This window comes from Dactylosporangium sp. NPDC000555, assembly GCF_040300025.1.
In the GTDB taxonomy this organism is placed as follows: domain Bacteria; phylum Actinomycetota; class Actinomycetes; order Mycobacteriales; family Micromonosporaceae; genus Dactylosporangium.
This window is the reverse complement of the sequence record NZ_JBEPDB010000036.1, coordinates 26,310-46,748: the sequence shown is the minus strand read 5'-3', so window position 1 is coordinate 46,748 and position 20,439 is coordinate 26,310. Positions and strand designations below refer to the sequence as shown.

Below are 20,439 nucleotides of genomic sequence, written 5' to 3'. Positions count from 1 at the left end.
GCACCCAGAGGGAGAGAGCACCGGGAATGTCGACTACCGCGACCCCGACGACTCGCACGAAAGTGCTGCTCGTCGACGACCACGATCTCATTCGCCGAGGACTGCGGCACGCGTTCGAGCGCGACCGCCAGTTCGAGGTGGTGGGCGAGGCCGCCACGGCCGCCGAGGCGATCCGCCAGGCCGGCGCACTGCAGCCCGACGTCGTGATCATGGACCTACGCCTGCCCGACGGCAGCGGCCTGGAGGCGACTCGCGCCCTGCGCAAGACCAGCAACAGCATGGGCATCGTCGTGCTGACCATGTATGCCGGCGACGATCAGCTCTTCGGCGCCCTCGAGGCCGGTGCCTCGGCCTTCGTGCCGAAGACCGCGCCCGCCGACGAGGTGGTGGCCGCCGCCCGGCACGCCGCCTCGGCCCCCAGCGCCTTCACCGCGGCCGACCTGGCCGAGGCGATGAAGCGCCGCCTGGCCCCGAGCGGCCCGCAGCTGTCCCCCCGCGAGGGCCAGGTCCTGCGCCTGCTCGCCGACGGCATGAGCGTGGCCGGCATCGCCAAGCAGCTGTTCGTCTCGGAGTCCACGGCGAAGACCCACATCTCGAAGCTCTACGAGAAGCTCGGCGCCGCCAACCGCGCCCAGGCCCTCATGACGGCGCTGCGCCTGGGCCTGCTCGAGGCGCCCGACGCCCCGAGCTTCTGACGTCGCGTTTCCGATCCCTCGAATCGCACGGACGGCGCCCGGTCTGGGTCGGCCTCGTCAGGCCGCCGAACCAGACCGGCCGCGCCATTCCCCGAACGGGTTCGCCCGTTTGTCGCATTGCCCGCGCTGATCGGCTATTCGCGGGCAAGCAGCGCGTGCAGCCGGGCGGCCTGCGTTTCCCAGCGCCACTCGGATTCGACCCACGCGCGCCCGGCCGCTCCCATTCGGGCGGCCAGGTCACGGTCGCGCAACAGGGCGATCAGCCGGTCGGCGACGGCGTCGACGTCGCGCCCCGGCACCACGAACCCGGTCTCGCCCTCCCGGACCGCGTCCGGGGCGCCCCCGGAGTCGCCGGCGAGGACGGGCAGGCCGGTGGCCGAGGCCTCGAGGTACACGATGCCCAGCCCCTCGACGTCCAGCCCGCGCCGGCGGGTGCGGCACGGCATGGCGAACACGTCCCCGGCCGCGTAGTGCGCGGGCAGCTCGGCCCAGGACACCGACCCGGTGAACACGACGTCGCCGGCGACCCCCTGCTCGCGGGCCAGCCGTTCCAGCGCCGGCCGGTAGGGCCCGCCGCTCACGATCAGCAGGGCCGCGTCCGGGACCGCCCGCCGTACCTTCGGCAGCGCGCGGATGAGCACGTCCTGCCCCTTGCGCGGCACCAGCCGGGACACGCAGACCACCACCGGCCGCCCCGTCAGCCCGTGGCGGGCGCGCACCCCGGAGCCGTCCACGTGCGGCGTGTACGTGTCCACGTCGACGCCCGGCGCGAGCCGCTCCAGCGCGGTCAGGCCGCCGATCGCCCGGGCCAGCCGGATCCGGGTGTACTCCCCCAGGTACGTCACGACGTCGGCCCCCCGCGCGACGCGCCGCAGCAGCCCCCGGGCACCGGGTAGAGCGGCCCAGCCGACCTCGTGCCCGTGCGTGAGCGCGACGATCCGCTCCACCCCCGCCCGGCGGCGCAGCCCGGCCCCGAGCAGTCCGAGCGGCGCCGCGGCGCCGAACCAGACCCGATCACACCCGCGGCTCCGCGCGATCTCCGCGGCCCGGCGCGCGACCGCCGGCGTGGGCAGCAGCATGCCGGTGGACTCCCGCACCACCTCGAACGGCTGCTCGGCGTCGAACTTGTCCGCACCTTTCCACGTCGAGGCGTACACGACCACCTCGTCGCGCGGCTGGCGGACGGCCAGGTTGTGCACGAACTGCTGGATGCCCCCCGGCCGCGGCGGAAAATCATTGGTGATCAGCAGCGACGCGCCCATCCAGGGAACGCTACACAGTTACCGGCTGGCGCACGCCTTCGGCGCGGGCGCGGCGGGGGGGTCCCCACCCCGCACCCCCCATGCCGCGCTGCGCGCGGCACCGGCCTGCCTCCGGCGGCCGGATCACCGGCTCGATCGGCGGCTTTACCATGCCCTGCGCCCTGGCTGGACGAGCCACCGGCCGGGCCGTCCGGGAGCGCGAACCGTCCGCGGGTGCTCGCCTTCTCGCCGCGCTCTGTGCCCTACGCCCGGCCTTTGTTCTCGGTCGGCCCGCGATCCTGGACCCATTCGTCCCAGGCGGGCGCCACCAGATACGCGGGCGCCTCATAGCCGCCGGCCCCGGTGTGCGCCGTCACCCTCGCGTACCTCCCGCGCCCATCCCGCATCGCGGACCAGCCCGTCGCAGCCCGCGAGCAGCCGACGGGCTGGTCACCCGGCTTACCACCGCGCCGGCACGTCGCGCGAGGCAGCCCGCCCGATCCCCACGTCCGCCGGCACCGCCCCATTCCGGCAGATGATCGCGTGCCGTCCACGGTGGCGTCCGAGGCGCGTCGCACCTGCGGCTTCGAGGATCAGTGAATTGGACGCCGATCCTGCGAGGATCGGGGCCGGCAATCGAGCCGATCAGCACTCGCCCAGTCGCGTGCAGCGAGTCGCATACGCCCAACCCACCCGAGCCAGGGCAGCCTAGATCCGACCAAACGCACAGAACGCAGACCGGAGCGACGGCACGGCGCGGCCGGCACGGCGAGGTCAGCGGTGGGCTCGGGCCCAGGCTCGGGCGGCGGCCATGCGTTCCACGGCCGTCGGGTGGGAGCCGAACAGGAATTGTTCCACCGGGTTGGGGTCCGGGTCGCCCAGGTTGACGAGGGCCAGGCGGCCCTGCATGGCCTCGAACTCGGCAGGGTCGCCCGTCAGCCGCAACGCGTGTTCGTCGGCGCGGGCCTCGACGCGGCGCGAGACCAGGGACTGCACCGGGCCCGCGAAGAGGCCGGCGACCGTGGCCACGGCCAGGAGCAGGGCTATGGCTCGGGGCTCGGCGATCGACTCGACGCGAGCCAGGCGGAGCAGGGCGGACCACGAGCCCAGCAGGTAGAGCGCGCAGACCGCGGCGGCCGCGCCCAGCGCGCCGAGCAGGGTGCCGGTCAGCACGTCGCCGTCCTTGGCGTGGCCCAGCTCGTGGGCGACCACGGCCTCCACCTCGGCCGGCGGGGCCTTCTCGAGCAGGGTGTCGTAGACGACGATGCGGCGGGTCGGGCCCAGGCCCGACACATAGGCGTTGACGGACCTCGTGCGCCGGGACGCGTCGGCGATGAGCACGTCGCGGACCGGCACGCCGTCGCGGGCGGCCATCTCCATCAGCTGGGTGCGCTGCTCGCCCGCGGGCATCGGGGTGAACTTGTTGAAGACCGGCTCCACCAGCACCGGGAAGACGAAGCTGAACAGGATGGCGAGCGCCGCGGCGCCGGCCGCGGCCCACGCCCACCACCAGCGCGGGGCGAAGTGGGTGACGGTGAAGAAGCCGACGAGGACGATGGCGCCGATGACGGCCCCGACGGCGTAGCCCTTCAGCAGGTCGACGGTCCAGGCACCCCAGCCCTGGGTGGACAGCCCGTAGTGGCGCAGGATGGACTGCCGCCACGCCGCCAGCGGCAGGGCGACGATCTCGCCGACGAGGGTGACGGCGAACCCGCCGAGCAGGGCCCTGGCCAGCCAGTGGCCGCCGAACGGACGGCCGGCCTGCTCGACGATCCAGGAGCCGGCGGGGGTCAGGCCGAGCAGTAACGCGACGACCAGGCCCAGCGCCAGCGACAGGTAGGTGCCGGGCCGCAGCGCGGCGTGGAAGGCGCGCCCCTGGGCGACGGCGTCGCGCGGCAGCGAGTCGAGCGCGGCGATCTGGTCGGCCCGCGGCGCGGACGGCGCCGCCCACGGCACCCGCAGCAGCGCGACGACGGCCGCCGCGATGATCAGCGCGACGAGCGTGATCATGGCCCAGAAGCGAGGGGTCATCGGGTCAGCCTATGCGGCGCGCCCGCGACGGTGCCGGGGCGCGGGGACGGGGGTGACGGGCACGGTCTCGAAGTGGGTGGGATCCAGCACGGTGACCTCGAACCCGGCCAGCTCGAGGACCTCGATGGCGCGCACCTCCTCAGCGCCGAGCTGGTGGAAGATGCCGGACTGGGCATACGGTGAGGTGTCGAGCAGCAGGGTCACCACGCAGTCGCCGCAGGCGGTGCCGCGCACCGAGCAGCTTTCGCAGTCGACGAGCATCGCTCCTCCAATACCGATCCATCGGTGAACCCGATAGCACTAACGGTAACGGTGGGGTACGACAAAAATGGGAAACCCCAGGTCAGGAGCGTGACAGGCGGCGCAGCAGCGTGTCTGAGGACAGCGGGTACGCCCCGTGGCGGCGCACCCCGTCGATGACCTCCTTGTCGGAGGAGATCACCACGATCGGGCGGCCCGGCGGCTCGGCACGCACCAGGCGGCGGATGAGCTCGTCGGCGGTCTCACCCTTCTTGGAGAACAGCACGCGCACCCCGCGCGGCGCCGGCGGCAGCCCGTGCACCCGCTCGGCGCCGTCGAAGACGACCGTGACCTCGGCCCGCGTCTGCGCCACCAGCCCGCCCACACCGGCGATCAGCCGGTTGCGCTGCTGCTCGAGCGAGATCTCCGCGTATCCCTTCTTGGTCACGTTGTAGCCGTCCACGATCATGTGCGCCTTTGGCAGGCTCAGCAGCTGGTCGAGGCGGGCCGGGTCGTCGGCGTCCAGCGCGCGAGCCGCGCCGGCGCCGGAGGCGCTCTCGGGCCGGTCGGCGGCGGTGTCGGCGACGAAGTCGGCGGGGAGCTTGTCGGTCGGGTCGAGGGCCAGCTCGCGGCGCAGCCCGACGGCGGCCTGGCCGATGGTCTCCAGCAGCAGCCACAGCCGCGCGTCGTCGACGGCCCGGGCGTCCTTGGCGCTCTGCCGCTGCGCGCCCGCGGCGGTCTCGGCCTCGGCCAGCTTGGCCCGCAGCCTGCGCAGCTCCGCGTCGTGGTCGGCGGTGGACCGCGTCGCTCGGCCCTTCTCGGCCGCGAGCATATCGGTGGCCTTGCGCTCCTTCGCCTGCGACTCGCGCAGCGCCTTGCCCAGCGAGCGGACCTCCTCACGCAGGCCGGCGGCCTCGTCGCGCAGGCGCGCCAGCTCGTCGCGCAGCTTGTCGGCCTCGACACGGGCCACGGCCCGGTCGTGCTCGGCCCGGACGAGCCGCTGCTCCACGTCGCGGAAGCGCTCGGAGGCGATGGCGCCCTCGGCCTCCGCGCGCAGGGTCTCCGTGGCGTCGGTGACCAGCCCTCGCCAGCCGTCGGGGCGGGCGAGGTAGGCCAGCGCCGCCACCTCGACGGGGTCGGCGGCGGCCGGCGCGGTGCCCTCCAGGATGGCGGCGCCCAGGTCACCGGCCTCGTTGACGACCCGGGTGGCGAGCCGCTGGCGCAGGAGCGGGTCGCCGGAGAGCTGCATCGCGATCACGGGCCCGCCCAGGCGTGCGCGGCGGTTCGGGGCGAACTTCGCCACCCGCCGCAGTGGCATGGGCAGCTCCTCCAGCGGCAGGCCGGTCATGGCGCCCGCGGCCAGTGAGATCACCCGCTGCCGGACCGACTCGGGCAGGATCGGCTCCTGCTCGTCGGACGTCTGCGCTGAGTCGACCGCAGCCTCGACCGAGGCCTCGGCCTCGAGGTCGTCGGGAGCGTCGTGCGCAGACATCACTCCAGTGTCGCATTGTCGACCACATTCACCCGGGATGGTGCCCCGGAACGCCGCCTTCCCCCCAAAGACCAAAAGCTGACATATCCTTATTTCACCTGATTGGGTGTACGGCTTGGGAGGCGGGGATGGCGGCACCGGTACCCCAGAACGAGGCGGATCGACTCTCCGCCCTGCGCGCGATGGCCGTCCTGGACACGCCGCCAGAGGCCGATTTCGACGACATTGTCCGGATCGCCAGCGAGATCTGCGGCGCGCCGATCTCGCTCGTCACGCTCGTCGACGCCGAGCGGCAGTGGTTCAAGGCCAAGTTCGGCGACGTCGACGCCGACGAGACACCGCGCGAGGTGGCGTTCTGCGCCCACGCGATCATGGGCCGCGACCTGATGGTCGTGCCCGACGCCACCGCCGACGCGCGCTTCGCCGACAACCCGTTCGTGCTCGCCGACGACGGCATCCGCTTCTACGCCGGCGCGCCGCTGCTGACCAGCGGCGGCGCCGCGCTCGGCACGCTCTGCGTGGTCGACCACGCCCCGCACCGGCTCAACCTCGACCAGATGCGCGCGCTGCGAGCCCTGGCACGGCAGGTGACGGAGCTGCTGGAACTGCGCCGGCTGGTGGTCACCGACGAGCCGGAGCCGAGGCCGCAGCCGCGCTCGGTGGACCTGTCGTACCTGACCGAGGCCCGCATCCACGAGCTGCGCGGGATCGCCGACGCGCGCAACATCGCGATCACACTGGGCCTCACCGACCCGGCCTTCGTGCACGCGGACCCGGCCAAGCTCTCCCCCGCCCTCGACTACGTGATCTTCAGCGCGCTGAAGGTCGCCCCGGCCGGCGGGCGGATCGCGGCGCGGGTCCTCGGCACGCCGGTGCCCACGATCGAGATCGGCCACGCCGGTGGCAGCATCCGGCCCGAGTGGCACACCGATCTCGCCGGGCTCCGGGAGGCCGACGAGCCGGTACCGCGGGCGGTCGCCGGCATCCTGCGCGCGCACGACGCCACCGTCATGGACACGTCGGCGATCGTCAGCTCGCCCGACGTGCGTTTCGAGCTGCGTTTCCCGCCGCACTGACGATTTTTTGTCACACCCGGGTCGTAGTGTGCGGCCGTGTCCGATTATCACCAGGAAACGCTCGACGCGCTGTTCGGCGACCCGCGCGCCGCGACGCTCTTCTCGACCACGTTCGTCGTGGTCGACCTGGAGACGACCGGCGGAGCGCCCGACGGCGGCGGCATCACCGAGATCGGCGCGGTCAAGGTCCGCGGCGGCGAGGTCCTGGGCGAGTTCGGCACGCTGGTCAACCCCGAGGAGCGGCTCCCGGCGTTCATCACGGTGCTCACCGGCATCACCGAGATGATGCTGGTGGAGGCGCCGAAGCTCGACACGGTCCTGCCCAGTTTCCTCGAGTTCGCCAAGGGCGCCGTCTGGGTCGCGCACAACGCGCCCTATGACACCGGCTTTCTCAAGGCGGCCTGCGCCCGGCACGGCTACCCGTGGCCCAAGCCGATCGTGCTCGACACCGCCGCCATCGCCCGGCGCGCGCTCATCGCCGGCGAGGTGCCCAACCACAAGCTGTCGACCCTGGCCCGGCACTTCCGGGCGGCGACCCAGCCGATCCACCGCGCGCTCGACGACGCGCGCGCCACCGTGGACGTGCTGCACGGCCTGTTCGCCCGGCTCGGCAGCCTCAAGGTGCACACGGTCGGCGACACGATCGAGTTCGTCAAGGCGGTCAGCCCGGCCCAGCGGCGCAAGCGGCACCTCGCCGAGGGGCTGCCCGACGCCCCGGGGGTCTACGTGTTCCGGGGGCACAAGGACCGGCCGCTGTATATCGGGACGAGCTCCTCGATCGCGACCAGGGTGCGCAGCTACTTCACCGCCGCGGAGAAGCGCGCCCGCATCGACGAGATGCTCAACGCCGCCGAGCGGGTCGAGGCGATCCCGTGCTCGCACTCGCTGGAGGCCGAGGTCCGCGAGCTGCGGATGATCGCGGCGCACAAACCGCCGTACAACCGCCGCTCGAAGTTCCCCGAGCGCGTGATGTGGCTCAAGCTCACCACCGAGGCCTATCCGCGCCTGTCCGTGGTGCGCGAGCTGCACGCCGACGGCGCCGCCTATCTCGGGCCGTTCGGCTCGCGGCGCGGCGCCGAGCTCGCCGCGGCCGGCGTCTACGACGCGCTGCCCATCCGGCAGTGCACCCACAAGCTGTCGCCGCGCACGCCCACACCGGCGTGCGCGCTGGCTGAGCTCGGCCGTTGCCCGGCACCGTGCGAGCACCGCATCTCCGCCGAGGACTACGACGCGGCGGCCGCGACGCCGTTCCGGGCGGCGACCACCGGGGACCCGAGCCCGGTCGTGCGCGGGCTGATGGCCCGGATCGAGGCGCTCGCCGCCGCGGAGCGCTACGAGGACGCCGCGGCACTCCGGGGGCGGCTCATCGTGTTCCTGCGCACCGCGATCCGGATGCAGCGCCTCGCGTCGCTGTCCGCGCTGCCCGAGCTGATCGCCGCCCGTCCGTCCGCTGGCGGGGGCTGGGAAATCGCGGTGGTGCGACACGGGCGGCTCGCCGCGGCGGGCGTTTCACCCCCCAGAGTGCATCCACAGCCGACAGTGGATGTGGTCTTGGCCACAGCGGAGACCGTGGCACCCGGCCCGGGTCCGACGCCGCGCGCCACGCCGGAGGAGACCGAGCGCATCCTCGCGTGGCTCGAGCGGCCCGAGACCCGCCTGGTCAAGACCGACGTGGGCTGGTCATATCCGGCCGCCGGCGCCGCCCGGTGGCGGCCATTCCTGGCCCGTGCGGAGGCTGCGGCCACGGTTCAAAATAACCTGGACGGGTAGCACATCGGACGTTCGCACATACTCAAATGACCGATCGGATGCGCGAGAGGAAACTAGGCTGGAACCTACCCAAACCTAGGCCCCCCGGCCCGTCGGTGAGGAGGTGTCGCATGGAGCCCGGTCAGCAGTCCGGCGCGCCCTTCAGCGCGGGCCCCTCTCCGGCATCAGGCCCGGCGCCCGAGGGTCATGGCCCACAGCGCGGATCATCCGCCCAGCACGGTCCCGGCCAGCAGCACGGACCGAGCACACAGCACGGCCTGGTTGGGCCCAGTGCGCCGAACGGGCCCGATCTGCTCGGCGGCCCGGATGTCTCCGACCCTCCCGACCCTTCCAGTGGTGCGGATCTCCAGCGAGGATCGGGCGACGAACTCGATCCCGATGTCCACAATCCCAACGTTCACGGAGCCTCGCACGGACCGTGTTCGGGCCCGAACGCGACGCACAGCGAGTACATGGTGGACCCAGCGGCGTCGGACGGCAACCCCACGCAGTCGCCGAATTTTCGTGTCGGCCCGGCCCAGGCGTTCGCCTCCCCCACGACCAGCCACGATGCCCAGCAACTCGGCGACGGCGCGGTAGCGGCGCTCGGCCCGCTGACGATCCGGGTCGACCTGCCGCTGGGGACTGGAGGATTCGCGACCAGTCCCCCGGGAGGCGCGAATTCCTCTGGAAGCACGACGGCGTTCGGCGCGGGCGGCGGCGCCGGTGGTTTCGGGGCGATCGGCGCCGCGGGCGGTCCGGGCACCGCTACGGGAGCCGGCGGGACCGGGGGCGACCGGCTCCGGACCGGCGAGATGTTCCTCGGGCCCAAGGGGCTGCCGACCGCGGCCATCAACGCCCCGGAGGCTCCGGCGCGGCGGCGTCCGGCCCCGCCGGGCACCGCGGACCGCGCGCCGGCGGACAACGGCCGCCGGACCGAGCGAGCCGCGGGCGACCGCGGCCACCAGCACGACAGGGCGCTCAACGACCGCGCCCCGCAGCCCGACCGGGCACCCGCGGACCACACTCCGAACGACCGGGCACCCGCGGACCGGGCCGCGACCGACCGCACCGTGAACGACCGGACCTCAAACGACCGGGCACCCACGGACCGCGCCGCGACCGAGCGCCCCGTGAACGACCGGGCCCCAAACGACCGGGCCCCGAGCGACCGGATCTCGATCGACCGCGCACCGAACGAGCACGCGACGAACGAGCACGCGACGACGGAGCAGGGATCGCGCCCCGACCGCGTACGGCGGACGGAAGCGTCGCGGGGCGAGGCGGTGCGGGGCGAGAAGGCGGGCGCGGACCGGCCCGCCGACGAGCGGCCCGCGGCGCGCCAGGGGTCCGGCTGGCCCGCCAACGACCGCGCGATCGAGACGCGGCCGCGCCCGAGCGGTGACGAAGGCGCGGGCGACCAGGCAGACGCGGCGCCGCCAGGCCAGGCGGACACGGCCACCGACGAGCACACGATCACCAGCGAGTGCACGGCCGCCGACGGACACGCGGTCATCGACGGACGCCCGGCCGCCGGCGATCGGCAGGCCGGGCCGCACGACAAGCCCCGCGACACGCACCAGAGCAAGCAGCAGGACGAGCACCGCGACAAGCAGCAGGAACCGCACGACCGCGGCGCGCGGACCACCACCCGCCGCGACGAGCCCGGCCGTGAAGCGACCGGCCCGGGCGGACAGCCCCGGCAGAGCAAACAGCCCGAGCAGACCACGCAGCCCAAGCCGGCCGAGCCGGCCGCCAAGAAGCGCAGCGCGCTGCCGCGGCCCAAGACGCACGAGCCGCAGCTCGACGACCGATACGCGGCGCCCCGGCAGAAGCTCACCGCGCCCCCCACCGACGACTCGCCCGAGGTACCGCCGCCGCCGAACTACTCGGCGCTCGTGGGCGGGACCGTTCCAGGGGACCCGACGTCGACGTACACGGCCATCATCGGCTCGCGGCTGCGGGCCATGTTCCCGTGGCAGTCCAGCGACGACCCGATGGCGCCGATCCTGCGGGCGCACCGGCAGATCCACCCCGCTGCGGACATCGCGCTGCTGCGCCGGGCGTACGCGACCGCCGAGCAGATGCACCGCGGGCAGATGCGCAAGAGCGGCGAGCCGTTCATCACGCACCCGCTCGAGGTCACCGAGATCCTGGCCGACCTCGGCATGGACACCACGACCCTGGTCGCGTCGCTGCTGCACGACACCGTCGAGGACACCGACTACACCCTCGGCGCGCTGGAGCGGGACTTCGGCGGCGAGGTCGCGCTGCTGGTCGACGGCGTGACGAAGTTCGACAAGATGTTCTACGGCGCCGACGCCGAGGCCGAGACGATCCGCAAGATGATCGTCGCCGCCGGGCGCGACGTGCGGGTGCTGGTCATCAAGCTCGCGGACCGGCTGCACAACATGCGCACGATCGACGCGCGGTCGGTGAAGAGCCGGGTGCGCATCGCCACCGCCACCCGCGAGGTACTGATCCCGCTGTGCGAGCGGCTCGGCATCCAGGCGCTCAAGCGGGAGCTCGAGGACTGGGTGCTGCGCGCGGTCTCTCCCAGCGGCTACGCGGTCGTCGCCGAGTACGTGGGGCAGCGGGTCGGCTGGGACGGATACCTCGACAAGGTCATCTCGGCGGTGGGCGCCGACCTGAAGAGGTTCGGCATCGACGCCACGGTGTCACCCAGGCCCCGGCACCTGTACTCGATCTGGAAGGACACGGTCGACGGCAACCACGCCGAGCCGCACGACCTGCCGCGCGTGGTGATCGTCGTCGACGGGCCCGACACCGACTGCTACGCCGCGCTCGGCGCCGTGCACGGCAAGTGGCGCCCGGTGCCCGGACGGTTCAAGGACTTCATCGCCACACCGAAGAACAACAACTACAGGTCGCTGCACACCACGGTCCTCGGGCCGGAGGGGCGCTCGCTCGAGGTGCTCATCCGCACCGTCGAGATGCACCAGTCGGCGGAGTACGGCATCGTGGCGAACTTCCGCTACCCTTCCGCGGCCGCCCGGTTCGGCCCGGCAACCAAGGCCGAGCAGCTGGACTGGCTGCGCCGGCTGCTGGACTGGGAGGCCGCGGCATCCGACCCGGCGCAGTTCATCGCATCGCTGCGCTGCGACCTCGCCGAGGACCAGATCCTGGTGCTGACGGCCGGCGGCGGGCGGCCGGTGCTGCTGCCCTTCGACGCGACGCCGGTCGACCTGGCGTACATCCTCGGCGCCGACGTCGGTAACCGATGTATCGGCGCCCGGGTCAACGGCCGCCTGACCGCCGTGTCGTCGCCGCTCGCCGACGGCGACACCGTCGAGATCATCACCCGCGCCGGGCAGCGCGACGAGTTCGACTTCGACGCCGACGCGCCGGCGCGCGGCCCGTCCCCGGAGTGGCTCGACTTCGTCCGCACCCCGCACGCCCGGCTGCACATCAGCCGCTGGTTCGAGGCGCACGAGGCGCCCGCCATCACGGTCGCCAACAAGGTACGGCTGGGCCGCCTCGCGGTCGGCCTCGCGCTGCGCCAGCAGGGCCGCGGACTGGCCAGCGATCTGCCGCTGGTGCGCCTCGCGACGCGGCTGGGCTACCCCGACCTGGAGACGTTGCTCGTCGCCGTCGCCGACCACGCCCGCACTGCTGACGAGGTCGTGGCCGAATTGATCGCCCTGGTCGACCACTCCCCGCGATAGCTCATTAGCCTAGCCGGATGACCGACTTCCGTGGTCGCGTGCGCGGGCTGGTTTACCGCTCGTTCTACCGGCTCCCGGGCCGCTGGCGGCGGCGAATCGTACGGACCTTCCAGCCGACGTACACGATCGGCGCCGTCGCGATCGTCCGCGACCCGCAGCTGGCCCGGATCCTCCTGCTACGCCAGCCGCCCGGCGCGGGCTGGTCGCTCCCGGCCGGGCTGATGGACCGCGGCGAGACCCCCGTGCAGTGCGCGGCCCGCGAGCTCGGCGAGGAGACCGGCGTCAGGGTGCCGCCCGAGCGGATGCGCCCCGCCATGCCCAACGCGATCGTGCACACGAACGGCCAGTGGGTCGACGTGGTATTCGAGACCGAGGTCGAGCCGGGCGGCAAGCTGGTCGTCGACGCCGCCGAGGTCATCGAGGCGGCCTGGCACCGGCTGGACAACCTGCCGCCGCTGACGGTGTCCACGTCGAAGCTGCTCGCCCACTACGGCATCGGCCCGTACCGCGACTACCCGGAGGTCCTCGAGGCGTGAACGCGGACGTCTGCGCCGTCGTGCTCGCGGCCGGCGAGGGGCGCCGCCTACGACCGCTCACCGAGCACCTGCCGAAGGCGCTGTGCCCGGTCGGCAACGTGGCGCTGCTGGACCGGGCCCTGGCCCGCGTGCGGGCGCTCGGCTTCGACGGGCCGCACAGCGTCGCCGTGAACGCCTGCTACCTCGGCCACCTGGTCGTCGAGCACGTCGGTGACCGCGCGCACCTCTCCGTGGAGCCGGGCGACCCGCTCGGTACGGCGGGCGGCCTGGGCCTGCTGCGGGACTGGATCGGCGGACGGGGCGTGCTCGTCGGCAACGCCGACGCCTACCTGGCCTCGGACGAGGAGCCAGGGGCGGACATCGCCGCCCTGCTCGACGGGTGGGACGGGCACGAGGCGCGGCTGCTCGGCGTGCCCGGACCGCCGGACGAGTTCGGCACCCACCGCTTCGCCGGGTTCTCGCTGCTGCCGTGGGACCTGGTCGCCCCTCTGGAGCCGGAGCCGTCCGATCTGGTACGCCTGGCCTGGCGCCCCGCCGAGCGCCAGGGCCGGCTGCGCGTGGTGGGGTACCAGGGCCTCTACCTGGACACCGGCACCCCGGCGGACTACCTGCGGGCCAACCTGCACGCGGCCGGCGACGGCAGCCTCGTGGCCCCGGACGCCGAGGTCAGCGGGGCGCTGGAGCGGGCCGTGATCGGCTCGGGCGCCGTCGTGGCCGGGTCGGTCACGCGCGGGGTGGTGTGGCCGGGCGGCGTCGTGGCGGCGGGCGAAGCGCTCGCCGACGGGATCCGGGTCGGCCGGGGGCTGACCGTCGCCGCGCATTAGCATGGCGGGTGCAATCCGCTGGAAGGAGCACCGCCGGTGATCACCGCGATCGTCCTCATCGACTGCGCCACCGACTCGATCCCGGAGGTGGCCGAGAACATCGCCAACCTCGACGGTGTCAGCGAGGTGTACTCCGTCGCCGGCAACACCGACCTGATCGCGATCGTGCGGGTGCGGCAGTTCGAGGACATCGCCGAGGTGATCGCCAACCGGATCTCGAAGGTGCCCGGCGTGGTGGAGACCGACACGCACATCGCGTTCCAGGCGTACTCCCGCCACGATCTGGAAGAGGCGTTCGCGATCGGCCTGCCGGACGCTGATTAAATCCCGCGGTTTTTCCCTCGCGTGGCGAGAAGGCGTGCAGCTAGCGTTCCGCGCAGCCGTAAGAAGGGACCGTTTGCCCTGGTTGTGGCGCCGGGAGTGCGGCAAATCGCATCGAATGCGCGGTCCGCACCCGGTACCCTCGCGGCCATGAGGATCGGCATCGTAGGGGCCACCGGGCAGGTCGGCAGCGTCATGCGCCACATCCTGGCCGAACGGCGGTTCCCGGTAGACGAGTTGCGACTGTTCGCGTCCGCCCGCTCCGCCGGGCGGCCCATCGACTGGCAGGACACACAGGTCACGGTGGAGGACGCGGCGACCGCGGACTACGCCGGGCTCGACATCGTGCTGTTCTCGGCCGGCAAGGGCACGTCGAAGGAGCTCGCCCCGAAGGTGGCCGCCGCCGGCGCCGTCGTGATCGACAACTCCTCCGCGTGGCGGATGGACCCGGACGTGCCGCTGGTCGTCGCCGAGGTCAACCCGCACGCCGCGGCGCACCGGCCGAAGGGGATCATCGCGAACCCCAACTGCACCACCATGGCCGCGATGCCGGTCGTGCGTCCGCTCCACGACGAGGCCGAGCTGGTCGCCATGGTGGCCGCCACCTACCAGGCCGTCTCCGGCGCCGGGCTGGCCGGCGTCGCCGAGCTCGACGAGCAGGTGCGCAAGGTCGCCGACGGCGCCGCCGCGCTGGCCTTCGACGGCTCGGCGGTCGAGTTCCCGGAGCCGAAGCAGTTCGCCCGCTCGATCGCGTTCAACGTGCTGCCGATGGCCGGCTCGATCGTCGACGACGGCTCCTTCGAGACCGACGAGGAGCAGAAGCTGCGCAACGAGAGCCGGAAGATCCTCGAGATCCCCGGGCTCAAGGTGTCCGGCACCTGCGTGCGCGTGCCCGTCTTCACCGGCCACTCGCTGCAGCTCAACCTGCGCTTCGCCCGCCCGGTCGGGGTCGAGCGCGCCACCGAGCTGCTGGCCGCCGCGCCCGGCGTGGTGCTCAGCGACATCCCGACGCCGCTGCAGGCGGCGGGCGCCGACCCGTCGTACGTCGGGCGCATCCGCGTCGACGAGACCGTCGACAACGGCCTGGCGCTGTTCGTCGCCAACGACAACCTGCGCAAGGGCGCGGCGCTCAACGCCGTGCAGATCGCCGAGTTGCTGGCCGCCTGAGGACCCAGCCGGAAGGTGGGGCGGTGCCGGCCCCACCTTTCTCACATGTGGCCCTCGTGGCCCTACCCTACGAGCATGGATCCGACGCTGGAGACGGTGGAACGCGGGGCGGACCGGATCGCCCTGCACCTGTACGCGCCGCCCGGGGACGCGCCGACGCTCGCGGTGCTCTGGCCGGCGATGGGGGTGCCGGCCCGCTACTACCGCGCGTTCGCCACCGACCTGGCCGCCGCGGGTATGGCCGTGGTCGTCGCCGACCTGCGCGGCACCGGGGCGAGCACACCACCGCCGTCGCGGGCCTCGGCATACGGCCTGGCCGACCTGACCGACGACGTGGACGCCGTGCTGACCCACCTCAAGCCGCGCCGGGCCGGGCGCCGCACGATCCTCATCGGGCACTCCCTCGGCGGCCAGGCGTGCGCGCTGCACCTCGCCGCGGAGCCCGACTCCGACGTGGCCGGGCTGGCGCTGCTGGCGGTCGGCGTGCCGTACTGGCGCCGGTACCCTGCGGGCCGTCGCCTGCCGGTGCTGCTGCAGACCCAGACGCTCGCCGCGACCGCCGCGCTGTTGCGCGTGTGGCCGGGCTGGGGCTTCGGCGGCCGCCAGGCTCGTGGGGTGATCCGGGACTGGGCGCACACCGCGCGCACGGGCCGCTACCCGGCGATGCACGGCACGGATCTGGAGTCCGCCCTGGCGACGGTGACGACCCCGGTGCTGGCCGTCGACATGGCCGGCGACGCGTACACGCCGCCCGGCACGGTCTCCCACCTGCTGGAGAAGCTCTCCGCCGCCCCGGTGACCCGCGAGCACTACGCTCCGGGCCCGCCGATCGACCACTTCCGCTGGGCGAAGCAGGGCACCGTCCTGGCCCGCCGCGTGGCCGGCTGGGCCGCGTCCCTGCCGTGAAGAACCGAACGGCCCCCGGCGCGGTGCCGGGGGCCGTTCGATGTCGTGCGTGGGTGTCGCGCGGTGGGCTCAGCGGCCCGAGGTGACCTCTTCGCGGTCGGCCTCGGCGACCTGACGCGGCGCCTTCTCGACCGGGGCCGCCTTCTCGATCGGGTAGAAGAAGCCCTTCACCGTCGGGGCCAGCGCGCCGATGCGGTTCATCTTCTTCGGCACGACCCAGCCCGCGTACTCCAGGGCGTGGTGCCCGTCGCCCTCCGCCTCCTGGCCGTTCGGCGCCGGCAGCGGCTGGTGAACCTCGACGAAGCGGCCGTCCGGCATGCGCCGGATGATGCCGGTCTCGACGCCGTGCGCCAGCACCTCGCGGTCGTGCTGCTGCAGGCCCAGCGCGAGGCGGTAGGCGCAGTAGTACGCCAGCGGCGGCAGGACCAGCATGCCGATGCGGCCCGCCCAGGTCATCGCGTTGAGGCTGATGTGGAACTTGTCCGCCACCACGTCGTTGCCGCCGGAGATCAGCAGCACCACGTAGAACGTGATCGCCATGGCACCCAGCCCGGTGCGCAGCGGGTTGTCCCGCGGGCGCTGCAGCAGGTTGTGCACGGCCTTGTCCTTGCTGAACCGCGCCTCGATGAACGGATAGAAGATCGGCAGCATCGTGAGGATGCCGGGTAGCACCACCGTCGGCCAGAAGATCGGCGGGATGGTGTAACCATCGCCCCAGCCGAACAGGCCGAACCGGATCTCCCAGGCCGGGAAGAGACGGGTCGAGCCGTCGAGGAACATGACGTACCAGTCGGGCTGGCTCGCCGCCGAGACGACCGCGGCGTTGTAGGGGCCGAACAGCCAGAGCGGGTTGATCTGGAACAGACCGGCCAGCAAGGCGATCATGGCGAACACGACCATGAAGAAGCCGCCCGCCTTGGCCGCGAAGCCCGGGAACATCCGCACGCCGACCACGTTCTCGTTGGTGCGTCCGGGGCCGGGCCACTGGGTGTGCTTCTGCTTCACCAGCAGGCCCATGTGGACGCTGATGAGCGCGAGCAGCGCACCAGGGATCAGCAGGACGTGCGCGATGTACAGCCGGTCGAGAATGACCTCGCCCGGGAACTCGCCCCCGAACAGCGAGGTGGTCACCCAGGTGCCGACGATCGGGATCGACAGCATGATGGCGCTCGCGATGCGCAGGCCGGTGCCGGACAGCGCGTCGTCGGGCAGCGAGTAGCCGGCGAAGCCCTCCAGGAAGCCCATCCAGAACAGCAGGATGCCGACGATCCAGTTGGCCTCGCGCGGCTTGCGGAACGCGCCGGTGAAGAAGACCCGGAACATGTGGACCACGATCGCGGCCATGAACAGCAGCGCCGACCAGTGGTGCATCTGCCGCACGAAGAGACCGCCGCGCACGTCGAACGAGATGTGCAGCGCGGTGTTGTACGCCTGCGACATCTCCACGCCGCGCAGCGGGGCGTAGCTGCCCTCATACACGACCTCGCGCATCGACGGGTCGAAGAACAGCGCGAGGAAGATGCCGCTGAGCAGCAGCACGATGAACGAGTAGAGCGCGATCTCACCCAGCAGGAACGACCAGTGGTCAGGGAAGACCTTGTTCATCAGCCGCCGCAGCGGCGTCGCCGCCTGGAAGCGCTCGTCGAGCGCCGCGGCGGACTTACCCGGGAGAGCCCGGACGTCGATCTTGCGCCGTTTCATGGCCGCTCCCAGAAGGCCGGTCCGACCGCAACCTTGTAGTCGGACACCGCTACGAAGTATCCCTCATCGTCGACCGTGATCGGTAGCTGTGGAAGCGACCGGCTCGCAGGACCGAAGATCGGCCGCGCGTTGTCGGTGATCTGGAACTGCGACTGGTGACAGGGGCACAGCAGGCGGTTGGTCTGCTGCTCGTACAGGCTGGCCGGGCAGCCCGCGTGGGTGCAGATCTTCGAATACGCGACGTAGTTCTGCCACTGCGAGCCGACGTTGATCGGCTTGGCGTTCTGCGCCGTGAGCTGTGCGTCTGCCTCACGGAGGTGGATCAGCAGGGTGGACGAGTCGGCGTACTTGTTGCTCGCGCCGTGCGGGATGCCGGGGTAGACGGTGATCTGGCCGCCGACGCTGACGTCGGCCGGGCGGATCGGGGTGCCGTCCGCGTGCGTGAGGCGGATCGGCTTGCCGTCGTTCTTCTTCGGGTTCCACCCGGTGGTGAAGAACACGTTCTCGCCGTTCTGGGTCGGCGCCTTGATGAGCGAGCCGACCAGCACCGCGCCGGCGGCCGCGCCCAGCGGGGCGGCGCCGGCCAGGAACGCCAGGCCGATGAAGCGGCGGCGCTTGAGGCCCAGCTCGTCGCCCATGTTGACGATGGTGGCCGCGGTGAGCCGCTGCTCGGTGGGGTCCGACGGGCCGTCGTGGCGCGACTGGACCGAGACCTCCTCGGGCAGGAGCTTCTTCGACCACGTGACGATGCCCAGGCCCAAGGCCAGCAGCGCGAGGCCGAGCGTCGCGCCGAGCACCGGGGTGTAGTAGGGATACAGCCTCTGGTAGGTCTCGTCACCTTCGCCGTAGTGCCACGGCCACGCGATGTAGGCGACCACGAACGCGGTCCCCATGAGGCCGGTGAGCAGGAACAGCAGCGCGAGCACGCGCTCGATGCGCCTCTCGGCCTTGGTGCCCGGGATCGGGAACCGCGGCGCGTAGTGCACGATCTCGACGCCGTCCCGGCGGGCGCCCTCCTTGACGAGGTCGAACCGGGTGAGGCTGGGGTCACTCGCGTCGAACGGCTCCTCAGCAGAGGAGTGACCCTCGGCAGCGGTGTGCGTGGTCATGACTTCCCTGCAATCCACAGCGTGGCGAACACGAGCGCCGCGATCCCGACGAGGAAGATGACGATCCCCTCGGGGACCGGGCCGTAACGGCCGATGTTCCAGCCACCGGGGTCCGTCGCCGAGCTCTTGTTGAGGTTCTGGACGTAGGCGATGATCGCGGCCTTGTCGTCCGGGCTCAGCTGGTTGTTGCCGAACACGGGCATGTTCTGCGGACCGGTCAGCATGGCGCCGTAGATGTCGCGGTTGGTCGAGTGCTGCAGCGTCGGGGCGAACTTGCCGGAGGACAGCGCGCCGCCGCCGGTGGAGAACGCGTGGCACGACGAGCAGTTGACCCGGTACAGCTCGCCGCCGTGCGCGAGGGTCTTCGGGTCGGCCTGAGCCTTCTTCACGTCCGCGTCGAGGCTCGCCGCCGACGGCAGCTGCGGGCCACCGCCCAGCTCCTGGATGTACGCGCCGAGGTCGGCGGCCTGTTCCGGGCTGAGCGCCGGCGCCTTGCGCTCGGCCTGCGCCTCCTGGCGGGCCAGCGGCATGCGACCCGTGTTGACCTGGAACTCGACGGCGGCGGAGCCGACGCCGATCAGGCTGGGGCCGCGGTCCTGCACGCCCTGCGCATTGGTGCCGTGGCAGGTGATGCAGCTGGTCTGGTACAGCTCCTTGCCGCGCTTCGCCTGCTCCGACAGGGCCGTGGTGGCCTCCTCGGCGCGGCCGACGCCGGGGGCGTATGCGCTGTAGAGGCCCCCGACCAGCGTGAGCGCGGCGACCAGGCGCACGGCCGCCGACAACCGCCGGCGAAGCTTACCCCGGGCCGCGCGCGCACCACCCGGCACCAGCCGGGCAAGCGGCCGCTTGCTCTGCTCAGAAGTCATGGCCTCACCTTTGTCGTCATCACCTATGTGCCGTCTCGGTAGGGGTCCTGGAGGAGTGGTCCGGAGCGTGACGCGCGGCCCGAGCCTGCTACTGCAGGAAGTAGATCATCGCGAACAACGCGATCCAGACCACGTCGACGAAGTGCCAGTAGTACGACACGACGATCGCCGAGGTCGCCTGGGCGGGGGTGAAGCGGCCCATGGTCGTGCGGATCAGGTAGATGATGAAGGCGATGAGGCCACCGATGACGTGCAGGCCGTGGAACCCGGTGGTCAGGTAGAACATCGAGCCGTAACCGTCACCGTTGATCTTGACGCCCTCGCCGACCAGCGTGCGGTACTCGAACGCCTGCCCGAGCACGAAGATCAGGCCCATGACGAACGTCAGGGCGAACCAGCGCCGCAGCCCGTGGACGTCACCGCGCTCGGCGCGGAACACGCCGATCTGGCAGGTGATGGACGAGAGCACGAGGATGATCGTGAACGTCAGGGCATAGGGGATGTTCAGTGCATGGGTGTGCTTCGCCCAGAGCTCCGGCGCGGCGGCACGGATGGAGAAGTACATCGCGAACAGCGCCGCGAAGAACATCAGTTCGCTGGAGAGCCACACGATCGTCCCGACACTGACCATGTTGGGCCTGGTCAGTGAATGGATCTGGCTCTTGGCAATCGCTGGGGCCGCAGTCACGACGTCATTATTGCCCCCGATCATCGCAAGGTTTGCGCGGGGTCCACCAGACACGGACGATTCGTGCGACGGCATAGTCTGGTTCCGTGTTCCGCGCACTCGAAACCGCAG

General features: G+C 72.2%; 18 protein-coding genes. 9 read left to right on the top strand and 9 right to left on the bottom strand.

The window, feature by feature from the left end; translation table 11 throughout:
* Positions 1-26 precede the first annotated feature (26 nt).
* Positions 27-695 (top strand): response regulator transcription factor, encoded by a 669-nt coding sequence (locus tag ABT297_RS22030; RefSeq protein WP_344610478.1) that lies wholly within the window; start codon positions 27-29, stop codon positions 693-695.
* Between the two features lie 134 nt (positions 696-829).
* Here ABT297_RS22030 and ABT297_RS22025 read toward each other — a convergent pair whose 3' ends face one another.
* From ABT297_RS22025 to ABT297_RS22010, 4 genes are all read right to left on the bottom strand, one after another.
* Entirely contained in the window at positions 830-1,957 is a 1,128-nt protein-coding gene (locus ABT297_RS22025; protein ID WP_350552550.1) for a glycosyltransferase family 4 protein, read from the bottom strand.
* Positions 1,958-2,710: 753 nt separating this feature from the next.
* On the bottom strand, positions 2,711-3,967 hold the full coding sequence (locus tag ABT297_RS22020) for a M48 family metallopeptidase (protein WP_350552548.1): 1,257 nt from the start codon (positions 3,965-3,967) through the stop codon (positions 2,711-2,713).
* Between the two features lie 9 nt (positions 3,968-3,976).
* The gene (locus tag ABT297_RS22015) at positions 3,977-4,228 is read right to left on the bottom strand and encodes a hypothetical protein (RefSeq protein WP_350552545.1); all 252 of its coding nucleotides are present in this window, start codon (positions 4,226-4,228) and stop codon (positions 3,977-3,979) included.
* Between the two features lie 82 nt (positions 4,229-4,310).
* Positions 4,311-5,699 (bottom strand): NYN domain-containing protein, encoded by a 1,389-nt coding sequence (locus ABT297_RS22010; RefSeq protein ID WP_350552542.1) that lies wholly within the window; start codon positions 5,697-5,699, stop codon positions 4,311-4,313.
* 128 nt (positions 5,700-5,827) lie between these two features.
* Between ABT297_RS22010 and ABT297_RS22005 the strand changes: the two genes are divergently transcribed.
* Both ABT297_RS22005 and ABT297_RS22000 read left to right on the top strand, forming a co-directional pair.
* Positions 5,828-6,775 (top strand): GAF domain-containing protein, encoded by a 948-nt coding sequence (locus ABT297_RS22005; protein ID WP_350552540.1) that lies wholly within the window; start codon positions 5,828-5,830, stop codon positions 6,773-6,775.
* 36 nt (positions 6,776-6,811) lie between these two features.
* Positions 6,812-8,545 (top strand): DEDD exonuclease domain-containing protein, encoded by a 1,734-nt coding sequence (locus ABT297_RS22000; RefSeq protein WP_350552537.1) that lies wholly within the window; start codon positions 6,812-6,814, stop codon positions 8,543-8,545.
* Positions 8,546-8,748: 203 nt separating this feature from the next.
* Here ABT297_RS22000 and ABT297_RS21995 read toward each other — a convergent pair whose 3' ends face one another.
* Entirely contained in the window at positions 8,749-8,946 is a 198-nt protein-coding gene (locus ABT297_RS21995; protein ID WP_350552534.1) for a hypothetical protein, read from the bottom strand.
* A gap of 1,476 nt (positions 8,947-10,422) precedes the next feature.
* Here ABT297_RS21995 and ABT297_RS21990 point away from each other — a divergent pair.
* From ABT297_RS21990 to ABT297_RS21965, 6 genes are all read left to right on the top strand, one after another.
* The gene (locus ABT297_RS21990; RefSeq protein WP_502885625.1) at positions 10,423-12,210 is read left to right on the top strand and encodes a RelA/SpoT family protein; all 1,788 of its coding nucleotides are present in this window, start codon (positions 10,423-10,425) and stop codon (positions 12,208-12,210) included.
* Between the two features lie 17 nt (positions 12,211-12,227).
* Entirely contained in the window at positions 12,228-12,746 is a 519-nt protein-coding gene (locus tag ABT297_RS21985) for an NUDIX hydrolase (protein WP_350552531.1), read from the top strand.
* A complete protein-coding gene (locus tag ABT297_RS21980) occupies positions 12,743-13,570 on the top strand; it encodes a nucleotidyltransferase family protein (protein WP_350552528.1) in 828 nt (275 codons plus the stop codon). Before ABT297_RS21985 ends, ABT297_RS21980 begins: the two co-directional genes overlap by 4 nt.
* 36 nt (positions 13,571-13,606) lie before the next feature.
* The gene (locus ABT297_RS21975; protein ID WP_350552525.1) at positions 13,607-13,894 is read left to right on the top strand and encodes an Lrp/AsnC family transcriptional regulator; all 288 of its coding nucleotides are present in this window, start codon (positions 13,607-13,609) and stop codon (positions 13,892-13,894) included.
* A gap of 147 nt (positions 13,895-14,041) precedes the next feature.
* A complete protein-coding gene (locus ABT297_RS21970) occupies positions 14,042-15,058 on the top strand; it encodes an aspartate-semialdehyde dehydrogenase (protein WP_350552523.1) in 1,017 nt (338 codons plus the stop codon).
* A gap of 75 nt (positions 15,059-15,133) precedes the next feature.
* The gene (locus tag ABT297_RS21965) at positions 15,134-15,964 is read left to right on the top strand and encodes an alpha/beta hydrolase family protein (protein WP_350552521.1); all 831 of its coding nucleotides are present in this window, start codon (positions 15,134-15,136) and stop codon (positions 15,962-15,964) included.
* 69 nt (positions 15,965-16,033) lie between these two features.
* Here ABT297_RS21965 and qcrB read toward each other — a convergent pair whose 3' ends face one another.
* From qcrB to ctaE, 4 genes are all read right to left on the bottom strand, one after another.
* A complete protein-coding gene (gene qcrB / locus ABT297_RS21960) occupies positions 16,034-17,665 on the bottom strand; it encodes a cytochrome bc1 complex cytochrome b subunit (RefSeq protein WP_350552518.1) in 1,632 nt (543 codons plus the stop codon).
* Positions 17,662-18,774 carry a cytochrome bc1 complex Rieske iron-sulfur subunit gene (gene qcrA / locus ABT297_RS21955; RefSeq protein ID WP_350552515.1) on the bottom strand — a complete coding sequence of 371 codons (1,113 nt, stop codon included), beginning with the start codon at positions 18,772-18,774 and terminating at the stop codon, positions 17,662-17,664. The genes qcrB and qcrA overlap by 4 nt, the downstream gene beginning before the upstream one ends.
* On the bottom strand, positions 18,771-19,640 hold the full coding sequence (qcrC, locus tag ABT297_RS21950) for a cytochrome bc1 complex diheme cytochrome c subunit (RefSeq protein ID WP_350552512.1): 870 nt from the start codon (positions 19,638-19,640) through the stop codon (positions 18,771-18,773). Before qcrC ends, qcrA begins: the two co-directional genes overlap by 4 nt.
* Positions 19,641-19,728: 88 nt before the next feature.
* Positions 19,729-20,328: an aa3-type cytochrome oxidase subunit III gene (gene ctaE, locus ABT297_RS21945; protein WP_350552510.1), complete on the bottom strand. Its 600-nt coding sequence runs from the start codon at positions 20,326-20,328 to the stop codon at positions 19,729-19,731.
* Positions 20,329-20,439 lie beyond the last annotated feature (111 nt).

Bases quoted from the DNA above. Each gene is read 5' to 3' on its own strand.
- ABT297_RS22030 (WP_344610478.1), top strand. From the start codon at position 27: ATGTCGACTACCGCGACCCCGACGACTCGCACGAAAGTGCTGCTCGTC.
- ABT297_RS22025 (WP_350552550.1), bottom strand. From the start codon at position 1,957: ATGGGCGCGTCGCTGCTGATCACCAATGATTTTCCGCCGCGGCCGGGG.
- ABT297_RS22020 (WP_350552548.1), bottom strand. From the start codon at position 3,967: ATGACCCCTCGCTTCTGGGCCATGATCACGCTCGTCGCGCTGATCATC.
- ABT297_RS22015 (WP_350552545.1), bottom strand. From the start codon at position 4,228: ATGCTCGTCGACTGCGAAAGCTGCTCGGTGCGCGGCACCGCCTGCGGC.
- ABT297_RS22010 (WP_350552542.1), bottom strand. From the start codon at position 5,699: ATGTCTGCGCACGACGCTCCCGACGACCTCGAGGCCGAGGCCTCGGTC.
- ABT297_RS22005 (WP_350552540.1), top strand. From the start codon at position 5,828: ATGGCGGCACCGGTACCCCAGAACGAGGCGGATCGACTCTCCGCCCTG.
- ABT297_RS21985 (WP_350552531.1), top strand. From the start codon at position 12,228: ATGACCGACTTCCGTGGTCGCGTGCGCGGGCTGGTTTACCGCTCGTTC.
- ABT297_RS21970 (WP_350552523.1), top strand. From the start codon at position 14,042: ATGAGGATCGGCATCGTAGGGGCCACCGGGCAGGTCGGCAGCGTCATG.
- ABT297_RS21965 (WP_350552521.1), top strand. From the start codon at position 15,134: ATGGATCCGACGCTGGAGACGGTGGAACGCGGGGCGGACCGGATCGCC.
- qcrB (WP_350552518.1), bottom strand. From the start codon at position 17,665: ATGAAACGGCGCAAGATCGACGTCCGGGCTCTCCCGGGTAAGTCCGCC.
- qcrA (WP_350552515.1), bottom strand. From the start codon at position 18,774: ATGACCACGCACACCGCTGCCGAGGGTCACTCCTCTGCTGAGGAGCCG.
- qcrC (WP_350552512.1), bottom strand. From the start codon at position 19,640: ATGACTTCTGAGCAGAGCAAGCGGCCGCTTGCCCGGCTGGTGCCGGGT.